Genomic DNA, 17,592 nt, shown 5'->3' with positions numbered 1-17,592 from the left:
GTAGGGTGCGGTGCGGACGCGCTTGTCGCTGCTGGCCGCGACGGATAATTATAACATATAACGGTTCGAAAAAAGGGGGGAGTGTTTCGCGCCGCAGCGCGACAAATCCATGCAACAACGCGGCTGTAGATGGACGAGGCGGCAAGCAGCGACTTCCGGCTTGAACGGGCCGGCTGGTTAGATAACATGTTAATTAAAGACCGGGCCGTCGAAGCCCGTCGTCGAGAAAGAGGGAGAGACGACCAATGAGGAAAGCGATTCTCGCGTTGCTGGTGGCAGCATGCGCGACGCCTGCGCTCGCGCAGGACAAGACCTTCGACCTGAAGATCTCGCACTGGGTGCCGGCCTCGCATCCGCTGCAGAAGTCGCTGGAGGACTGGGCGGCCGCGGTGGAGAAGGACTCCGGCGGCACCATCAAGGGCAAGGTGTTCCCGGCCCAGCAGCTCGGCAAGGCCTTCGACCATTACGACATGGCGCGCGACGGCATCGCCGACGTCACCTATGTCAATCCCGGCTACCAGCCCGGCCGTTTCCCGATCATCGGCGCCGGCGAACTGCCGTTCCTGATCTCCGACGCCAAGGGCGGCTCGATGGGGCTCGACGCCTGGTATCGCAAATATGCCGAGAAGGAGATGAAGGACGTCAAATACTGCCTCGCCTTCGTCCACTCGCCCTCTTCCTTCCACTCCCGCACCAAGAAGATCGTGATGCCGGAGGACGTGAAGGGCCTGAAGATCCGTCCCGCGCACGCCACCATGGCGAATTTCGTCACCGCGCTCGGCGGCACCAACGTGCAGTCCTCCGCGCCCGAAGTGCGCGACATCATCGAGCGCGGCGTCGCCGACGGCGTCACCTTCCCCTGGGGCTCGCTGGTGCTGTTCGGCATCGACAAGGTGACCAAGTACGACATGGAGGCGCCGCTCTACACCACGACCTTCGTGTTCGTGATCAACAAGGACAAGTACAACGCGATGTCCGACAAGCAGAAGGCCGCGATCGACAAGAACTGCTCGGTCGAGATGGCGGGCGTGGTCGGCGAGCACTGGGGCAAGTTCGAGGACGCCGGCATCGACAAGGTGAAGGCCGAATCCGATCACGAGGTCTACAAGCTGACCCCCGAGCAGACCGCCGCCTGGAAGAAGGCCGCCGAGCCGCTGGTCAAGACCTGGGGCGACGGCGCCAAGAAGGCCGGCGTCGATCCGGACGCGGCACTCGCGGACCTCAAGGCCTCGCTGAAGAAGTACAACGCGCTGGCGGAGTAGCGCTGGAGCACCAGGCTCCTCTTCCCCCTCGCCCCGTTCTTACGGGGAGAGGGTCGGTTGAGGGGCCGCTTCCGCAGGGATCGCGACAGACGGACTCGTGGAAAGTCCCCCTCACCCGGATTGCATCTGCGATGCAATCCGGCCTCTCCCCGCACGCGGGGCGAAGCGAATGCGCGGCGAGATTCGGACCCAAAGCATGACAACACTGGACGAGACAACTCCCACCAAGCGTTCCTGGATGGACCGCGTCATCGACACGATCGAATGGATCGCGGCCGGTTTCGTCGGCATCGTCGCGCTCGACATCTTCGTGTCGGTGCTGCTGCGTAACACGCTGAACTATTCGATCCCCGACAGCTTCGACATCGGACGCATGCTGCTCGGCATCCTGATCTTCTGGGGCATCGCCGCGACGTCCTACCGCGGCACCCACATCACGGTCGATCTCGTCTGGGGCAATGTCGGACCGCGCTACCAGCGCTGGATCGACGTGTTCGCGACCCTGGTGGTGCTGTTCGTCGTCACGGTGCAGACCTGGACCCTGTTCGACAAGGTGCGCGGCACCTACAACGACAACGTCCAGACCTTCGACCTGCACATGCCGACCTGGCCGTTCTTCGCGATCGCCTGGATCGGCGACGTCTCCGCGGTGCTGCTGATCGCGATCCGCACCTACCGACTGATCTTCCATCCCGAACAAATGCACGACCCCAAGCTGAAGGCGACGGAGTAACCATGAGCACCGATGCCGTCGCCGTTATCGGCTTCGTTTCCCTGTTCGCCCTGATGCTGCTGCGCGTGCCCGTCGGCATGGCCATGGGCCTCGTCGGCGTGTCCGGCTTCGCCTACATCGTCGGCCCGACGCCGGCGCTCAAACTGGTCGGCCAGACCTCGATGCGCACGGTCACCGACTACACGTTCGGCGTCATCCCGATGTTCCTGCTGATGGGCTCCTTCGTCAGCAATTCCGGCATGAGCCGCGAACTGTTCCGCGCCGCGAACGGCTTCGTCGGCCATCTGCGCGGCGGGCTCGGCATCGCCACCGTCGGCGCCTGCGGCGGCTTCGCCGCGATCTGCGGCTCGTCGGTCGCGACCGCCGCGACCTTCTCCGCCGTCGCCTATCCCGAGATGCGCCGCTTCGGCTATCCGCAGTCCTTCGCCACCGGCGTCATCGCCGCCGGCGGGACGCTGGGCGCCATGCTGCCGCCCTCCACCGTGCTCGCCGTCTACGGCATCATCACCGAGCAGGACATCGGCAAGCTCTTCATCGCCGGCATCATCCCGGGCCTGCTGGCGATGACCATGTACATGATCACGATCAGCCTGATCGGCTATCTCCGCCCCAACTTCCTGCCCAAGGGCAAGGTGCTGCCATGGCGCGAGCGCTTCGCCGGATTGAAGGAGATATGGGCGCCGGTGCTGCTGTTCGTCTTCGTCATCGGCGGCCTCTACGGCCTCCCCTTCCTGCCGCGCTTCACGCCCACGGAAGCCGGCGGCGTCGGGGCCACCGGCGCGTTCATCATCGGCGTGCTGACCGGCCGCCTCGACCGCGAGAAGATCCTGGCCTCGCTGCTGCAGGCCACGCGCACGGCGGCCGCCGTGTTCACGGTGCTGATCGGCGCCCTGATCTTCGGCTATTTCCTCACGGTGACGCAGACGCCGCAGAAGGTCACGGAATTCCTCACCGGCCTCGGCCTCGGCAGCTACGGCGTGCTGGCGCTGATCATGGTGATGTATCTCGTGCTCGGCTGCCTGATGGACGCCATGGCGATGATCATCCTCACCGTGCCGATCATCTTCCCGGTGATCACGCATCTCGGCTTCGATCCGATCTGGTTCGGCGTCATCATCGTCATGACGGTCGAGCTCGGCCTGATCCATCCGCCGGTCGGCATGAACGTCTTCGTCATCAAGAGCGTGGTGAAGGACGTTTCCTTCTCCACCATCTTCAAGGGCGTGATCCCGTTCGTGGCGACGGACCTGATACGGCTCGTCATCCTGATCGCGTTCCCGCTGCTGGCCACATGGCTGCCGGCGCGCATGATGGCGCATTGAGGGGTGTTGCCTCTCCTCTCCCCCTGTGGAAGAGGATGGTTCGCCGTCCGATCAAGTCACAGGTGGAGTGAGACATGACACCGACGCTCGAAACCAGATACGCCTTCACCATCACGGCCAAGATCGGCGATGTCGTCACCGCCGGCGAGACCGGCATCGGCATCCGCCGCATCATCCCGATCCTCGGCGGCGAGGTGAAGGGCGCGATCGCGGGCAAGGTGCTGCCCTTCGGCGCCGACTTCCAGATCATCCGCCCCAACGAGCTGATCGATCTCGAGGCGAAGTACGCCTTCGAGACCGACGACGGCGCCACCGTCTATGTCGAGAACAAGGGCATGCGCTTCGGCCCGGTCGAGCTGCTGCAGAAACTCAAGCGCGGCGAGCCGGTCGATCCCAAACTGATCTATTTCCGGACCGTGCCGAAATTCGAGACGGGGCACGAGAAATACCGGTGGCTGATGGAGCACATTTTCGTGGGCTCGGCCGCACGCCACGCCGACCGCGTCGTGATCGACGTGCATCAGGTGGTGTGAGGACCACGGCCACTTCGTTCATTGCGCGTGCGGCGAAGCAATCCGGACGGCCTTGGCCGAGGGCTTCTGGATCGCTTCGCCGCGCCCGCAATGACGGAGAATTCGGCAAGAGGCGCGCACCGGACTGCGGCGATCGAACCAGATGCCGGACCGCCCGCCGGGGCCAGATCGGCGACGCCATATTGACTCCCCCAGAATTCGTTATACAACATAACTATTCTGATAAGGACGTAATGATCCATGGGAAACGCCGAGACCGCTGACGCGCGCGCCTCCGGGCTGCTGAAGATCGAGAGGGCGGAGCGGGTCCTGACGGTGGGCCTGAACCGGCCGGCCAAGCGCAATGCGCTCAACGACGGCATCATCCTGGAGATCGGCGAGTGCTTCGCGTCCCTGCCCGATGACATCGGCGCGGTCGTCATTCATGGCATCGGCGATCATTTCTCCTCCGGCCTCGACCTGTCCGAGCTGCAGGATCACGATGCGACCGGCGGCCTCCTGCATTCGCAGATGTGGCACCGGGTGTTCGACCGCATCCAGTACAGCCGCGTGCCCGTCATCGCCGCGCTCAGGGGCGCCGTGATCGGCGGCGGGCTGGAGCTCGCCTGCGCGGCGCATATCCGCGTCGCCGAACCCTCGACCTATTTCGCCCTGCCGGAGGGACAGCGCGGCATCTTCGTCGGCGGCGGCGGATCGGTGCGGCTGCCGCGGCTGATCGGCGTCGCGCGCATGATGGACATGATGCTGACGGGCCGGGTCTATTCCGCCACCGAAGGCGCCTCCTACGGTTTCGCGCAATATCTGACGGAAGCCGACAATGGTCTCGGCAAGGCGCTGGAACTCGCCACCCGCATCGCTGCCAACGCGCCGCTGACGAATTTCGCCGTGCTCCAGGCGCTGCCGATGATCGCGGAGGCGAATCCGCAGACCGGCCTGCTGATGGAATCGTTGATGGCCACCGTCGCGCAGAGCGACAAGGAGGCCAAGCGCCGGATCCGCGAATTCCTCGAGCACAAGACCGCCAAGGTGAAGCCGAAGTCATGAGCGCGCAGCCGTCCTCTTCCGGTACAGAGCGCGGCGCGAGCACTTTCCCGCTGCGGCCGATCTCGTTCGGCGATCCCGCCATCACCGTCGAGCGGCGCGACGACGGCACGATCTATCTCAGGCCGAAGCAGCCGCTCGGCGACTATCCCGTCCGCATCACCGACCGCCTGCATCACTGGGCGACGACCACGCCGGACCGCGTCTTCATGGCCGAGCGCGAAGGCGGCCGCGGCTGGCGCAAGATCACCTATGCGGAGCTGCTCACCGCGAGCCGGCACATCGCTTCGAGCCTGATCCAGCGCGGGCTGTCGGCGGAACGCCCGGTCGTCATCCTTTCCGGCAACTCGATCGACCACGCGCTGCTGGCTTTCGGCGCGTTCCATGCCGGCATTCCGTTCTGCCCGGTGTCGCCGGCCTATTCGCTGGTGTCGAAGGACTACGGCAAGCTCGCCTATCTGATGAAGCTGCTGACGCCCGGCCTCGTCTTCGCCGAGGACGCCGACAGGTTCGCCGATGCCCTGATCGCCAATGTCGCGCCCGGCACCGAGATCGCGGCGTCCTACGGCAGCGTGCCCGGCCGCGACGTCACGCTGCTCGCCGATCTCATGGCGACGCCGATCCGTTCCGACCTCGACGAGGTCCACGGGCAGATCGGCCCCGACACGATCGCGAAATTCCTGCTGACGTCGGGCTCGACCGGCAACCCCAAAGCCGTCATCAACACCCAGCGCATGATCTGCGCCAACCAGATCATGCTGCGCGAGACGCTCGCCTTCCTGATGGACGAGCCGCCCGTCATCATCGACTGGCTGCCCTGGAACCACACCTTCGGCGGCAACCACAATATCGGGCTGACGCTGTTCAACGGCGGCTCGATGTATCTGGACGCCGGCAAGCCGATGCCCGGCGGCATCGAGGAGACCGTGCGCAATCTCCAGGAGATTTCGCCGACGGTCTATTTCAACGTGCCCAAGGGCTACGAGTCGCTGCTGCCCTATCTGCGCGACGACCAGGGCCTGCGCGCCAAGTTCTTCGACCGGCTGCACGCGATGTTCTTCTCGGGCGCCGCGCTCTCGCCGTTCGTCTGGAACAGCCTCGACGAGCTGGCGATCAAGGAGAAGGGCTATCGCGTGCCGATGCTGACCGGACTGGGTGCGACCGAGACCGCGCCCTTCTTCATGTCGGTCAATCCGCGCACCAGCCGTTCCGGCCATGTCGGCCTGCCTGTCCTCGGCAACGACGCCAAGCTCGTTCCCAACAACGGCAAGCTCGAGGTGCGCGCCAAGGGACCGAACGTGATGCCCGGCTACTGGCGCCAGCCCGACATCACCGCGAAATCCTTCGACGAGGAAGGCTTCTACAAGCTCGGCGATGCGCTCAAGCCGGTCGACCCCGACGATTTCAACGCCGGCTTCGACTTCGACGGCCGTGTCAGCGAGGACTTCAAGCTCGCGAGCGGCACCTGGGTCAGCGTCGGCCCGTTGCGCGCCCGCTTCGTCGCGGCCTGCGCGCCGCTGGTGCGGGACGTCGTCATCGCCGGCATCAACCGCGACGAGATATCCGCACTCGTCCTGCTCGATCTCGACGGCTGCCGCCTGATCAATCCGACCCTGCCGGCCGACGATCTCACCGTCACCGCCCGCGACCGGCTGGTGCGCGAAGCCTTCCGCGAACGCCTGACCCGCTTCCTTGCGTCGGCCACAGGCTCCTCGACGCGGATCACGCGCGCGATCCTCATGGATGCGCCGCTGTCGATCGACAAGGGCGAGGTCACCGACAAGGGCTCCATCAACCAGCGTGCGGTGCTGGAGCATCGTACCGCGCTGATCGAGGAGCTCTATGCTGCCAATCCGTCGGATCGTGTGATATCGGTCGGCTAAGAAATCATTGAAGGAGAACGCCATGTTGTTGAAGGATCAGGCAGCCATCGTCACCGGCGGTGCATCGGGCCTCGGTGCGGCCACAGCGCGTAAACTGGCGGCACAGGGCGCCAAGGTCGCGGTCTGCGATCTCAACGCCAAGCTCGCGGAGACCGTTGCCGCCGAGATCAAGGGCGTAGCCGTGACCTGCGACGTCTCCGACGCCGCTTCGGCCGAAGCCGCGATCGCGCAGGCCGCCAAGGCGCACGGCCCGGCCCGCGTGCTGGTCAACTGCGCCGGCATCGGCGTCGCCAAGCGCGTGGTCGGCCGCGACGGGCCGATGGCCCTCGCCGATTTCGACAAGGTGATCAAGGTCAATCTGATCGGCACCTTCAACATGCTGCGCCTTGCCGCGACCGAGATGTCCAAGCTCGAGCCGCAGACGACCGGCGAGCGCGGCGTCATCATCAACACGGCCTCCGTCGCCGCCTATGACGGCCAGATCGGCCAGTCGGCATATTCGGCCTCCAAGGGCGGCATCGTCGGCATGACGCTGCCGATCGCGCGAGAGCTCGCGCAATTCGGCGTCCGCGTACTGACGATCGCGCCCGGCCTGTTCCTCACCCCGCTGCTGGCGAACCTGCCGCAGGAGGCCCAGGACTCGCTCGCCGCCGCCATCCCCTTCCCGCGCCGGCTCGGCAATGCCGACGAGTTCGCGGCACTCGCGCTGCACATGGTCGAGAATTCGTACCTGAACGGCGAAGTGGTGCGCCTCGACGGCTCCCTGCGCATGGCGCCGAAGTAAGACGCGGCGGAAGCAGGACAAGCGCATGTTCGTGAACCGGCGCGACGTACAGATCCAGTGGGGCGATTGCGACCCCGCCAACATCGTCTACTACCCGCGCTATTTCGGCATGTTCGACGATTCGACCTCGGTCCTGTTCGAGACGGCAGGCTTCTCGAAACAGGACCTGGTCCACAAATACGGCCTGGTCGGCATCCCCATGGTCGACACGCGGGCCAAATTCTACATCCCCTCGACCCACGGCGACTGGATCACCATCGAGACCAGGATCGAGAGCATCAAGCGCTCGAGCTTCGAGGTGAAGCACAACGTCTACAAGGGCGAGAATCTCGCGATCGAGGCCTTCGAGACCCGCGTCCTGGTCGGCCGCGACCCCGCCAATCCGGACAAGCTGAAATCGGCACCCTTTCCGCCGGAAATGGTGGCGAAATTCGTGGGGAATTAACCCTGGAGTTAAATCGCCGCATCGCCAAAAGAGGGGGCTGAATTAACCCTCGATTTCTGCTTTCAAAGAGACACCCCAAGGGAGGAATGAATGAAACGGTTCTACCTGACCGCCGCGATCGCCGCGGCCTCGCTGGCTCTGCCGGCCTTGCCCGCGCTGGCCCAGAGCAGCGAGATCACGATCGGCATCACCACCACCACGACCGGCCCCGGCGCCGCACTCGGCATTCCCGAGCGCAACGCGCTGGAATTCGTGCCGAAGGAGATCGGCGGCGTGCCGCTGAAGGTGATCGTGCTCGACGACGGCGGCGATCCCACCACTGCGACCACCAACGCCCGCCGCTTCGTCACCGAATCCAAGGCCGACGTCATCATGGGCTCGGCGGTGACGCCGCCCTCGATCGCGGTTTCCAACGTCGCCAACGAAGCCGGCATCCCGCATTTCGGCCTCGCCCCGTTCCCGATCACGCCCGAACGGATGAAGTGGTCGGTGGCCATGCCGCAGCCGATCCCGATCATGGGCAAGGTGCTCTATGAGCACATGAAGGCGCACAACGTGAAGTCGGTCGGCTATATCGGCTATTCCGACTCCTACGGCGATCTCTGGTTCAACGACCTCAAGGCCCAGGGCGTACCGATGGGCCTGAGCATTGCCGACGAGGAGCGCTTCGCGCGTCCCGACACGTCGGTGACCGGACAGGTGCTGAAGCTCGTCGCCGCCAACCCGGACGCGATCCTGGTTGGCGCCTCCGGCACGGCTGCCGCGCTGCCCCAGACCGAGCTGCGTGAACGCGGCTACAAGGGCCTGATCTACCAGACCCACGGCGCGGCCAGCATGGACTTCATCCGCATTGCGGGGAAGGCCGCCGAAGGCGTGCTGATGGCGTCGGGCCCGGTCATGGACCCCGAGGATCAGCCCGACAGCGCGCTCACCAAGAAGCCGGGTCTCGCGCTCAACTCCGCCTATGAGGCCAAGTACGGCCCGAACAGCCGCAGCCAGTTCGCCGGCCACGCCTACGATGCCTTCGAGATCCTGAAGCGCGTCGTCCCGGTGGCGCTGAAGACCGCCAAGCCCGGCACGCCGGAATTCCGCGAGGCGATCCGTCAGGCGCTGCTCTCGGAGAAGGAAATGGCCGCGAGCCAGGGCGTGTACAACTTCACCGAAAAGGACCGCTACGGCCTCGACGACCGTTCGCGCATCCTGCTCACCGTGAAGGACGGCAAGTACACGCTCGCGAAGTAAGCGACGCGACCATGTCGAAACGACGAGAGCCGGCCCATCGGGCCGGCTCTTTTCTTGTCCGGATTGATCGCGCGTTGCTGCCGCGGTGTCGTGCCTAGGCCGCCTGCCGGAGCGGCGTCCAGGCAAACTCGGGATAGTAGGCGTCCATCATGCGATCGACATAGGCGACGAGGTTCGGAAACTCTTCCGCGCGCCGGCGCAAGGCGGATTCGAAGAACGGCGTCAGGATTCCCGCGAGCGCGCCGAACGCGGTCGCATCGACGCCGCTGGGTTTATGTCCCATCAGATAGGCCTTGTCGCCGAGCTGTACCGACAGCGCGAACAGCGAGCGTATCGCGAGATCGACATCGTCGTCGGGCGCATGACGACCGAGGCCGGACAGGAGATAGTTCTCGGCGACGCGGAATTGCGCGTCCTCGCGCAGCTTCTCGCGATTGTGTCCAGGCGCGCCGTCGAAGAAGTGCGCGGGCCCCTTGGCGAAGTTGACCGGATCGACCCAGCGCGCGCCGACCAGCCCCCAATAGACGTGATGCTCGATCATGCGCTCGAACGCCCAGGCCTGCGCGCGCTCCTGCAGGCCGAGACCGGCGTCGAAATCGAACCCGTAGCGCCGCTCGATGTGGGCGCGGATGAAAGTGGAATCGGCCACCGCCTCGCCGTCATCATCGATGAAGGGGAGCTGTCCCTTGGGCGAAGCCGGCGGCATCGCACGTTCCTTGCGGTAGGGCAGCTGCGCCATTTTGAGCTGGACCTCCGTCTTGGTCACGAAGGGGCTGATTTCCGGCAGGCCGAAGCCGGTGCCAAAGCCGTAAAGCGTGATCATGCAAGCTCTCCTGAACTGCCGAGAAAGTTGACGGAACCTATCGCCCGGCTGCTGCCACCATGGTGGCAGCAGCCGTGATATCTTCTGCGAAACGGGCGCCTCGCCAGGCGCGGCCCATGACACTGCGAACGACATGGCGGGCCAGCGCGTCCGCACCCCGGACCAGCGAGCGTGTCACCATGGTCGCAAACGCAATGCGGAGATCGACGACGGTGAAATCGAAAAACACCAGGCGGCTGAAGGCCCAGGAATACAGCGAGGCCTGCAGCGGGACCCGCGAACGCCACAGCGGGCCGGCCGGCCTGAAATGGGTTGGAATGAACATGGACAAATCCTCTTCAGTCGATGTGTTGTCCCGGTATAGAACTCCCCTGCTGCCAACATCCTGTCAGCATCCACGCGCCGCTTTCTGATCCGCCCCCGATGAGAGAATTGTCATGAGACGCGCCGACCGGCTGTTTCAGATCATCCAGGTGCTGAGGCGCACGCGTAAGCCGCTGACGGCGGATGCGATCGCGGCCGAGCTCGAGACCTCCAAGCGCACGATCTATCGCGACATCGCAACGCTGATGGGCCAGCGCGTGCCGATCCGCGGCGAAGCCGGCATGGGCTACATCCTGGAGAAGGGCTTCGACCTGCCGCCGCTGATGCTGACACCCGACGAGATCGAAGCGGCGGTGCTGGGCGCGCAATGGGTCGCGGGCCACGCCGATTCCGCACTGGCGCGCGCGGCCGAAGACCTGATGGCCAAGATCGCCGATACCGTGCCCGAGAGGCTGCGTCCCTTCGTGCTGGAGCCCGCGAGCCGCGCACGACCGAGCTGGAACAGGGAGCCAGACCGCCTCGACATGGTGCGCACGCGCACCCAGATCCACGAAGGCAAGAAGATCATGCTGCGCTATCGCGACGAGCAGGGGCGCCCGAGCGAACGCATGATCTGGCCGATCTCGGTCGGCTATCTCGAAGCCGTCCGCCTGCTCGCGGCCTGGTGCGAACTGCGCAGCGATTTCCGAAGCTTCCGCACCGACCGTGTCGTGGAGGCAACCTATCTCGACGAGAAGTATCCGGAGCGGCGCGACGTGCTGCGCGCGAAATGGCGGCAGAGCCTGGTCTGGGGTCCGCCAAAGGACACGTGATGCCGATGAATGAGACGGCCCCGATCGATCTGTCGAGTTGCTGCCAGAGCTGCGGTGCCTGCTGCGGCTATTCGGCGAACTGGCCGCGCTTCTCGATCGAGAGCGACGAGGAGCTTGCGGCGATTCCGGAGGCACTGGTCAACGAACGGCAATCCGGCATGCGCTGCGAGGGCGATCGCTGCTCGGCCCTGCAGGGCGACATCGGACGAGAGACCGCTTGCGGCATCTATGCCGTGCGGCCGGAGGTGTGCCGGACCTGCATGCCGGGCGACGCCGAATGCGCCATGGCGCGGCGGAAATTCGGGCTGCCGGTTATCGCGGCTGCTTAGGCCGGAACGGCTTCGCTGATCTCGTCGTCGAGTTCGTCGTCGAGCGGCGCCAGCACCGAGAGCGGCTTGGTCGAGAGCGTGATCGGCTTGCGGCCGCTCGACAGCGATGGCGACGATTTGGTCGAGACCTCGCGCGACAATGCATACAGCGTCGAACCGACACGGCCGCCGTTGTCGACCAGGTCGCGCTCGCTGCAGCTCGCAGCGATCGCGACAGCCAGCGAGTTCAGATGGCTGCGGCGATAGCAGAACAGCGCCAGCTTGGCGCGCACGTCAGGGGAAACACTCTCAACCAGCCGCGGCAAACCGTTCTCGCTGGCGCGATACATCTCGCCAAGGAGTTCGTCGCGGACCGGGCAGAAATCGCTTTCAAAGGCGTCTCGGCTTGAAAACATTGCAGTTCTCCCTCGTGTCCGGAAGATGCCGCGTAATTCTCTAATGAAAGGTTAACCACCTTGGCCGGTAGTCACCCGGGGTTCTTGCCAGTATGCCGCGAATCTGAGGCACGGCCGGGCGATCGCATCGAGCGGAATCGTCTGAGCGGCCGAGCCGCCACGGCAGCATCGCCGGCCGTTCGCGCTTGCCGCCCGTCGCGGACAACGGGGATGCCCGGGGCCAGCCCGGGCATGACGACCTCTTTGGAATGGCTGTAATTGGCTCGAGTCCGGGCTCAGCCGGCGTCAGTTCGCCGCCATGAAGATGGACAGGCCGAAGCCGGTGAGGTGATGCAGCGCCTGGTCGACGCCGATCAGGGTCCAGAACCAGGGGTGCTCCTGGTTGACCCCGAGGTTGGCCGAAACCAGTCCCTTGGCACGGTCGATCGTGATGTGAATCGCGAAATCGATCAGGGCCACGAACCAGAATCGGGGCGCCACGATCAGAATCAGCGGCAATGCGACCGCGAAGTGAATGAGGCAGTGCACCAGCAGCGGAAGGGCCCAACCGTGCTTCTGGTCCTTGCCCTGCGCCATCCAGGCGGTCTGCAGGACGAAATCGGCGATGATGTGCTTGAACGTGAGCAGCAACATCCAGCCAATGAGCGCTTCAACCGGAACCGCCGATGACAAGGGTGGAAACGACAAAACTGACGCCCTCATTGACGTGACAAGAAAAATTCGAGCGTTCAGCGCAACTTCTTCTTGGGCCGGTCAAAGCGCCGGGACCGACGATTTATGACACCTCCTGCGACGGAATGCAGCCGGGGGAACCGGAAAATCGCCAACTGTGGCTAAACGGTGATAGGATGACCAATCGCCGCGGCGGGACGGGTAAGGTTACCTGCGGCGCGAAATTTGCTTTCCAGCCCTGTCGCGCTATCATTCCGGCAGAGAAATACCGTTCTTTTTTCAGACCTTTGCGAATTGCAGGGCGAGCGCCGAACCGATCCCGCGCCCGTCGCGAGAACAAGGCCAGCGTGCTGCCATGAGTACTGAAGGCCAGGCTTCCTCGACCGAGGCGCCGCCGCGGCGTCCCAAGGTGATCAAGACCAACCAGCAGCAGGTCCTGCTGTACGTCGTGCTGACCCTGCTGCTGTCGTTCGCCACCGTCTGGGCCGGCCGCGCGATGTTGCACAATTCCGAGACCCTGACCTTTGCCGTCGGCGGCCCCGACAGCGACGAGGCCCTGTTCGCGGCCAAGCTCGCCGCCGTGCTGAAGAACAACGCCTCGCGTTTCCGCATCAAGATCGTCAACAACCCCGACAATGCCAAGGCGCTCGCCCAGTTCGATCGCCGGCAGGCCGACCTCGCCATCCTGCGGACCGACGCCAGGGTGCCGCCGCGGGCACGCACGCTCGCGATCCTCGAGCACGATCTCGTGCTGCTGCTCGGCCCCGGCAACAAGAAGATCAAGTCGCTGGCCGAACTGAGGAAGAAGAAGGTCGCGGTCGTCGCCGAGAACGAATCCTCGCTCGCCTTCGTCCGCAACATCCTCGATGTTCCCGACGGGCCTGACTCCGCGAAGATCCAGATGGCGCCGCAGGGCGCCACGCTCGACAAGCTGTTCGCGCCGTCCAGCGGCTTCAGCGCCGTGATCGCGATCGTCCACGCATCCAAGGCGGTCAGGGACAAAGCCTATCAGCAGGTCGCCCGGCGCGGCGGCTTCACGCTGAACGCGATCGACGAGGCCAAGGCGCTGGCGCGCAAATTCCCCGGCATTTCCGACGAGACGCTGACGGCCGGCACGCTGTCGGCCTCGCCCGAGATTCCCGACGACGACCTCGACACGATCGGCCTGCAATGGCTGCTGGTCGCGCAGTCCAGGATGTCGCTGACGACGGCGGGTGATCTCGCGCGCATCGTCTACGAGAACAAATCCGCGCTCGGGCTCGACAACGGCTTTGCCACCCGAATCGAGCCGGCCTCCACCGAGAAGGACGCCTTCGTGATGGCGCATCAGGGGGCTGCCGACTACATCAACGATGACACCAAGTCGTTCATGGATAAGTACAGCGACATGATGTACCTGGGCGCCGGCGCGCTCAGCGTCATCGGTTCGATCTTCGCAGCCATCTACACCAAGATCACCCGGATCGCCCCGGAGAAGGCGGGCGAACTCGCCACCGCCATCCTCGATATCGGCGAGCGCATCGAGCACGCCCATTCGCTGGAGCAGCTCGAATGCCTGCAGGACGAGCTCGAGGGCATCCTGCGCGGCGCCGTCATAGGCTTGAGGGACGGCACGATCAGTACCGACGGGCTCGACACCTTCAAGCTCGGCTATGAATTCGTCCGCGACGAGATCGGCATGCGTCGCGACTACCTCAAGCGGCATGCCGGCGAAGCCGAGAAGGCCGCGCGCGAACCTTCCCCGCCCCAGCATGACGACAGCAAGGTCGTGGTGGTGAAGACCGCCCAGAGTGCCTGACGATCCCGGCACGGCTTGCGGCGCCGGCAAGGCTGCCCTGTCGTTGACGACCTCTACGCAGGCAGGCACCTTGGCGCCGCAGTCCCAGCCGGAACCGCGAACATCGATGCCAAGACCGGGCCGCCATCCCGCATGACCAAGCCGCTGATCCCTGCTCTGGCCCAGTTCATGGCCGCTACGGCCGGCCGCAACATGACCAAGGCGGCCTATGCGGCGGTGACCATCGGCGTGTTCAGCCTGGTGCTGCTGACGGTCAATTCGGCCCATCAGGCGCACCGCTGGGCCGATGCCCTTTTGTGGGCCTGCCTCGCCTACTTCGTGTTCGAATGGCTGGTCCGGCTGCGCCACATGGCGCGGCAGCACCGCCTTGCGCTCTACGTGTCTTCCGCCGCCGGGCTGGTCGATGCGATCGGAGCGCTGGCCGTGCCGGTGGCGCTGGTTCTCGGCGTCGAGCCGGGAACGGCCTGGCTGCTCAGCGTGCTCTGGGTGCTGAAAGTGGTTCCGGGCATTCCCGGCCTGCGCCAGCTCCGACGCGTGCTCGTGCTGGAATCAGGGCCGCTGCTCAGCGTGCTCGTGATCTTCCTGATGGTGGTCTTCCTCGCCTCCGTCGCCGAATATTTCCTCGAACGGGACGTGCAGCCCCAGACATTCGGCAGCGTGCCCGCGGCGTTGTGGTGGGCCGTGGTGACGCTGACGACGACCGGCTATGGCGACGTCGTGCCGGTCACGCCGCTCGGCCGGATGGTGGCCGCGCTGGTGATGATCTCCGGCCTCGGCGTGTTCGGGCTCTGGACCGGCATCCTGGCAACCGGCTTCGCGGCGGAGACCCGGCGCGACAATTTCCTCAAGACCTGGGAATCCGTCAGCAAGGTGCCGTTCTTCGCGGCCCTCGGGCCGGCGGCCATCGCCGACGTCACCCAGATGCTGCGGACCATGGACCTTCCGGCGCGCACTATGATCATCAGGAAGGGCCAGAAGGGCGATTGCATGTACTTCATCGCCGCCGGCGAGGTCGAGGTCGACCTGCCCGGCAAGAAGGTGCAGCTCGGCGACGGCGCCTTCTTCGGCGAGATGGCGCTGCTCGGCAACAACATGCGCGGCGCCAATGTCTCGACCACGAAGGTGTCGCGGCTGCTGGTGCTTGACCTCGTCGACTTCCGCGTGCTGATGGCGCGTCATCCCGATCTCGCCCAGACCATCGACGCGGAAGCCACGCGGCGCGCGCTCGAGAACAAGTAGAATGGAGACCAGAATGTCGGAGACCGCCGACGCGGCCTCGGGGCCCGTGCTCGAAATCACCGGCGCGCGCGCCACCATCCGCCTCAACCGCCCGAAACATCTGAACCGGCTGCAGGCGGAAGATCTCGGCACGCTCATGACATTGTTCGACCGGATCGAGGCCGATCCCGCGATCCGCGTGCTGGTGCTGACCGGCACCGGCCGCGCGTTCTCCGCGGGCTACGACCTCAACTCGGTCGCCGAGCGCGCCGTCAGCGCCAACGAGCAACAGAGCGCGGGTTCGGCATTCGAAGTGGTCGTCAACCGGCTGGAAGACCTCGGCGTGCCCACGATCTGCCGGCTCAACGGCGGCGTCTATGGCGGCTCCACCGACCTCGCGCTCGCCTGCGATTTCCGCATCGGCATCGACACCGCCGAGATGTTCATGCCGGCGGCGCGGCTCGGGCTGCACTACTACAGGAGCGGCATCAAGCGCTACGTCACACGGCTCGGCGTCGACAATGCGAAGAAGCTGTTCCTGACCGCGCAGAAGATCAGCGCGCCGGAGATGCTGCGGATCGGCTATCTCACCGCCATGGTGGCCGTGGAATTCCTCGACGAGGAGGTCGACAGGCTCGCGACGGTCCTCGCCGGCAATGCGCCGCAGGCGATGCGCGGCATGAAGCGCGCGATCAACGAATTCGCCCGCGGCGAGCTCGACGAGGCCGGCGCCGACCAGCGCCACCGCGACAGCATGCGCGGCGACGAGATCAAGGAAGGCATCAAGGCGTTCGCGGAGAAGCGGCCGCCGCGCTTCTGAGGGTTACGCCCGTTTCGACCGCATCGCGCTCACCTGGGTGAGATTCGAATCGCGCGCCAGTGCCTGATAGTCCGCGCTGTCGACGGCGTAGATCGCGATGCGGCCCTTGCCGTCCGCGTGCACGCCCCAGCCGAAGCGCTTGCCGAGGCCCGAGGCGCGCATGCAGGCCTGCCCACGCGAGAAGAACGCCGCGCGGGCGGCGCTCTTCTCCGCCTTGCTCGCGCCGGCACCGAGTTCGCGCCCCGGCGCCGACGTCGCGAAGATCACATCGTCGGAGGTGTATCTGTAAGGCGCCTTCGCGATCATGGCATATTGCAGGCCCGCCACCGTCGGCTGCCCCGCGCGCGGCGGCGGCTCCTCGCCGGAGCGCGCCGGACAGTCTTCCGCGACCCGGATGAACGTGTCGAAATAATTGGTCGTATGGATCGGCTTGGTCATGCCGGATTAGGCCTCCTATCCTCCCGCCACCGCCGCATGCTGCGCAGCCATCTCGGCATCGGCGGCATTGATCCGCTGGAACGCCGGGCGCGCGGTCATGCGTTCGGAATAGCGGACGAAGACGTCCTTCTTCGGCACGATCCCGAACATCATGGTCCAGCTGAACGCGATGCCCCACAGCACGTCCGCGGCGGTCATGCGCTCACCGAGCAGATATGGCCCCTTCGACAATTGCGCTTCGAGCGCGCCCAGCATCGTGTCGTAATCGGCATAGGGCGACTGCGTGATCGGCGCCGGATCGCGCTGCATGAACCTGTCGATCAGCGCGGGCTCGAAGGATGAGCCGTAGTAGGAGATCCAGCGCAGATAGGGCCCCCGCAGGGGATCGTCGAGCGCGGGTGTCAGTCCCGCCTGCGGAAACAGGTCGGCGAGATAGATCGTGATCGCGACCTGCTCGGTCACCAACGCCTCGCCGCGCCGGATCGCCGGCACCTTGCCGAGCGGATTGATGGCGAGATAGGCCGGCTTGCGCTGATCGCCCGCCTTCATGTTGAGGACCTGCAGATCGTACGGCGCGCCGAGTTCCTCCAGCAGCACCCTGGTGCCGGTGGCGCGGGTTTGCGGCGAATAAAAGAGCGTGATGCGGTTCGGGTCGGTCATGGCGGTCTCCGATCTGGCCTGCTGGCGATGCCCCGTGTTGTAGCGGACCATACCTGAC

20 protein-coding genes are annotated in these 17,592 nt (G+C 65.3%); 14 read left to right on the top strand and 6 right to left on the bottom strand.

Annotation, left to right across the window (positions count from 1 at the left end; genetic code table 11):
- Positions 1-245 precede the first annotated feature (245 nt).
- The 9 genes from QM712_RS24325 to QM712_RS24285 all read left to right on the top strand — a co-directional run bounded on the left by QM712_RS24325 (position 246) and on the right by QM712_RS24285 (position 9,245).
- Positions 246-1,262 (top strand): TRAP transporter substrate-binding protein, encoded by a 1,017-nt coding sequence (locus QM712_RS24325; protein ID WP_415025685.1) that lies wholly within the window; start codon positions 246-248, stop codon positions 1,260-1,262.
- A 196-nt stretch (positions 1,263-1,458) separates the two neighbouring features.
- Entirely contained in the window at positions 1,459-1,995 is a 537-nt protein-coding gene (locus QM712_RS24320) for a TRAP transporter small permease (RefSeq protein ID WP_415025684.1), read from the top strand.
- Positions 1,996-1,997: 2 nt separating this feature from the next.
- Positions 1,998-3,317: a TRAP transporter large permease gene (locus tag QM712_RS24315; protein ID WP_415025683.1), complete on the top strand. Its 1,320-nt coding sequence runs from the start codon at positions 1,998-2,000 to the stop codon at positions 3,315-3,317.
- Positions 3,318-3,391: 74 nt separating this feature from the next.
- Positions 3,392-3,850, top strand: coding sequence for a DUF3237 domain-containing protein (locus QM712_RS24310; protein WP_415025682.1), 459 nt, complete (start codon positions 3,392-3,394; stop codon positions 3,848-3,850).
- Positions 3,851-4,090: 240 nt separating this feature from the next.
- Entirely contained in the window at positions 4,091-4,894 is an 804-nt protein-coding gene (locus QM712_RS24305) for a crotonase/enoyl-CoA hydratase family protein (RefSeq protein ID WP_415025681.1), read from the top strand.
- Entirely contained in the window at positions 4,891-6,774 is a 1,884-nt protein-coding gene (locus QM712_RS24300) for a feruloyl-CoA synthase (protein WP_415025680.1), read from the top strand. Before QM712_RS24305 ends, QM712_RS24300 begins: the two co-directional genes overlap by 4 nt.
- A gap of 22 nt (positions 6,775-6,796) precedes the next feature.
- On the top strand, positions 6,797-7,558 hold the full coding sequence (locus QM712_RS24295; RefSeq protein WP_415025679.1) for an SDR family NAD(P)-dependent oxidoreductase: 762 nt from the start codon (positions 6,797-6,799) through the stop codon (positions 7,556-7,558).
- 25 nt (positions 7,559-7,583) lie between these two features.
- A complete protein-coding gene (locus QM712_RS24290) occupies positions 7,584-8,003 on the top strand; it encodes an acyl-CoA thioesterase (protein WP_415025678.1) in 420 nt (139 codons plus the stop codon).
- A 90-nt stretch (positions 8,004-8,093) separates the two neighbouring features.
- Entirely contained in the window at positions 8,094-9,245 is a 1,152-nt protein-coding gene (locus tag QM712_RS24285; protein ID WP_415025677.1) for an ABC transporter substrate-binding protein, read from the top strand.
- A gap of 94 nt (positions 9,246-9,339) precedes the next feature.
- Here QM712_RS24285 and QM712_RS24280 read toward each other — a convergent pair whose 3' ends face one another.
- Together QM712_RS24280 and QM712_RS24275 are read right to left on the bottom strand one after the other, a co-directional pair.
- Positions 9,340-10,068 carry a glutathione S-transferase family protein gene (locus QM712_RS24280; RefSeq protein ID WP_415025676.1) on the bottom strand — a complete coding sequence of 243 codons (729 nt, stop codon included), beginning with the start codon at positions 10,066-10,068 and terminating at the stop codon, positions 9,340-9,342.
- Positions 10,069-10,105: 37 nt separating this feature from the next.
- Positions 10,106-10,393 carry a hypothetical protein gene (locus QM712_RS24275; RefSeq protein ID WP_415025675.1) on the bottom strand — a complete coding sequence of 96 codons (288 nt, stop codon included), beginning with the start codon at positions 10,391-10,393 and terminating at the stop codon, positions 10,106-10,108.
- 112 nt (positions 10,394-10,505) lie between these two features.
- Here QM712_RS24275 and QM712_RS24270 point away from each other — a divergent pair, with 112 nt between their 5' ends.
- Both QM712_RS24270 and QM712_RS24265 read left to right on the top strand, forming a co-directional pair.
- A complete protein-coding gene (locus tag QM712_RS24270; protein WP_415025674.1) occupies positions 10,506-11,204 on the top strand; it encodes a helix-turn-helix transcriptional regulator in 699 nt (232 codons plus the stop codon).
- 5 nt (positions 11,205-11,209) lie between these two features.
- The gene (locus tag QM712_RS24265) at positions 11,210-11,533 is read left to right on the top strand and encodes a YkgJ family cysteine cluster protein (RefSeq protein ID WP_415025673.1); all 324 of its coding nucleotides are present in this window, start codon (positions 11,210-11,212) and stop codon (positions 11,531-11,533) included.
- Here QM712_RS24265 and QM712_RS24260 read toward each other — a convergent pair.
- Together QM712_RS24260 and QM712_RS24255 are read right to left on the bottom strand one after the other, a co-directional pair.
- Positions 11,530-11,928 carry a hypothetical protein gene (locus QM712_RS24260; protein ID WP_415025672.1) on the bottom strand — a complete coding sequence of 133 codons (399 nt, stop codon included), beginning with the start codon at positions 11,926-11,928 and terminating at the stop codon, positions 11,530-11,532. The two genes, QM712_RS24265 and QM712_RS24260, sit on opposite strands and share 4 nt — an antisense overlap.
- A 285-nt stretch (positions 11,929-12,213) precedes the next feature.
- Complete coding sequence (locus QM712_RS24255) at positions 12,214-12,561, bottom strand: DUF3307 domain-containing protein (RefSeq protein ID WP_415025671.1); 348 nt, start codon at positions 12,559-12,561, stop codon at positions 12,214-12,216.
- A gap of 394 nt (positions 12,562-12,955) precedes the next feature.
- Here QM712_RS24255 and QM712_RS24250 point away from each other — a divergent pair, with 394 nt between their 5' ends.
- From QM712_RS24250 to QM712_RS24240, 3 genes are all read left to right on the top strand, one after another.
- A complete protein-coding gene (locus tag QM712_RS24250; protein ID WP_415025670.1) occupies positions 12,956-14,398 on the top strand; it encodes a TAXI family TRAP transporter solute-binding subunit in 1,443 nt (480 codons plus the stop codon).
- A 132-nt stretch (positions 14,399-14,530) separates the two neighbouring features.
- On the top strand, positions 14,531-15,637 hold the full coding sequence (locus QM712_RS24245) for a cyclic nucleotide-gated ion channel (protein ID WP_415025669.1): 1,107 nt from the start codon (positions 14,531-14,533) through the stop codon (positions 15,635-15,637).
- A gap of 13 nt (positions 15,638-15,650) precedes the next feature.
- Positions 15,651-16,436 (top strand): enoyl-CoA hydratase/isomerase family protein, encoded by a 786-nt coding sequence (locus tag QM712_RS24240; protein ID WP_415025668.1) that lies wholly within the window; start codon positions 15,651-15,653, stop codon positions 16,434-16,436.
- A 3-nt stretch (positions 16,437-16,439) separates the two neighbouring features.
- On the opposite strand, the gene QM712_RS24235 is transcribed toward QM712_RS24240, so the two are convergent.
- Together QM712_RS24235 and QM712_RS24230 are read right to left on the bottom strand one after the other, a co-directional pair.
- Positions 16,440-16,874, bottom strand: a complete 435-nt coding sequence (locus QM712_RS24235) for a DUF6157 family protein (RefSeq protein WP_415025667.1) — start codon at positions 16,872-16,874, stop codon at positions 16,440-16,442.
- A gap of 15 nt (positions 16,875-16,889) precedes the next feature.
- Complete coding sequence (locus tag QM712_RS24230; protein WP_415025704.1) at positions 16,890-17,534, bottom strand: glutathione S-transferase family protein; 645 nt, start codon at positions 17,532-17,534, stop codon at positions 16,890-16,892.
- Positions 17,535-17,592 lie beyond the last annotated feature (58 nt).

The sequence above is a fragment of the Bradyrhizobium sp. genome, from assembly GCF_047605465.1.
Classification (GTDB): Bacteria; Pseudomonadota; Alphaproteobacteria; order Rhizobiales; family Xanthobacteraceae; genus Bradyrhizobium.
The sequence above is the reverse complement of the archived record's forward strand: the minus strand, read 5'-3'. Positions and strand labels throughout refer to the sequence as shown.

Bases quoted from the DNA above. Each gene is read 5' to 3' on its own strand.
- QM712_RS24290 (WP_415025678.1), top strand. From the start codon at position 7,584: ATGTTCGTGAACCGGCGCGACGTACAGATCCAGTGGGGCGATTGCGAC.
- QM712_RS24300 (WP_415025680.1), top strand. From the start codon at position 4,891: ATGAGCGCGCAGCCGTCCTCTTCCGGTACAGAGCGCGGCGCGAGCACT.
- QM712_RS24285 (WP_415025677.1), top strand. From the start codon at position 8,094: ATGAAACGGTTCTACCTGACCGCCGCGATCGCCGCGGCCTCGCTGGCT.
- QM712_RS24280 (WP_415025676.1), bottom strand. From the start codon at position 10,068: ATGATCACGCTTTACGGCTTTGGCACCGGCTTCGGCCTGCCGGAAATC.
- QM712_RS24320 (WP_415025684.1), top strand. From the start codon at position 1,459: ATGACAACACTGGACGAGACAACTCCCACCAAGCGTTCCTGGATGGAC.
- QM712_RS24250 (WP_415025670.1), top strand. From the start codon at position 12,956: ATGAGTACTGAAGGCCAGGCTTCCTCGACCGAGGCGCCGCCGCGGCGT.
- QM712_RS24230 (WP_415025704.1), bottom strand. From the start codon at position 17,534: ATGACCGACCCGAACCGCATCACGCTCTTTTATTCGCCGCAAACCCGC.
- QM712_RS24270 (WP_415025674.1), top strand. From the start codon at position 10,506: ATGAGACGCGCCGACCGGCTGTTTCAGATCATCCAGGTGCTGAGGCGC.
- QM712_RS24245 (WP_415025669.1), top strand. From the start codon at position 14,531: ATGACCAAGCCGCTGATCCCTGCTCTGGCCCAGTTCATGGCCGCTACG.
- QM712_RS24310 (WP_415025682.1), top strand. From the start codon at position 3,392: ATGACACCGACGCTCGAAACCAGATACGCCTTCACCATCACGGCCAAG.
- QM712_RS24260 (WP_415025672.1), bottom strand. From the start codon at position 11,928: ATGTTTTCAAGCCGAGACGCCTTTGAAAGCGATTTCTGCCCGGTCCGC.
- QM712_RS24295 (WP_415025679.1), top strand. From the start codon at position 6,797: ATGTTGTTGAAGGATCAGGCAGCCATCGTCACCGGCGGTGCATCGGGC.
- QM712_RS24235 (WP_415025667.1), bottom strand. From the start codon at position 16,874: ATGACCAAGCCGATCCATACGACCAATTATTTCGACACGTTCATCCGG.
- QM712_RS24315 (WP_415025683.1), top strand. From the start codon at position 1,998: ATGAGCACCGATGCCGTCGCCGTTATCGGCTTCGTTTCCCTGTTCGCC.
- QM712_RS24325 (WP_415025685.1), top strand. From the start codon at position 246: ATGAGGAAAGCGATTCTCGCGTTGCTGGTGGCAGCATGCGCGACGCCT.
- QM712_RS24275 (WP_415025675.1), bottom strand. From the start codon at position 10,393: ATGTTCATTCCAACCCATTTCAGGCCGGCCGGCCCGCTGTGGCGTTCG.
- QM712_RS24305 (WP_415025681.1), top strand. From the start codon at position 4,091: ATGGGAAACGCCGAGACCGCTGACGCGCGCGCCTCCGGGCTGCTGAAG.
- QM712_RS24255 (WP_415025671.1), bottom strand. From the start codon at position 12,561: ATGTTGCTGCTCACGTTCAAGCACATCATCGCCGATTTCGTCCTGCAG.
- QM712_RS24265 (WP_415025673.1), top strand. From the start codon at position 11,210: ATGAATGAGACGGCCCCGATCGATCTGTCGAGTTGCTGCCAGAGCTGC.
- QM712_RS24240 (WP_415025668.1), top strand. From the start codon at position 15,651: ATGTCGGAGACCGCCGACGCGGCCTCGGGGCCCGTGCTCGAAATCACC.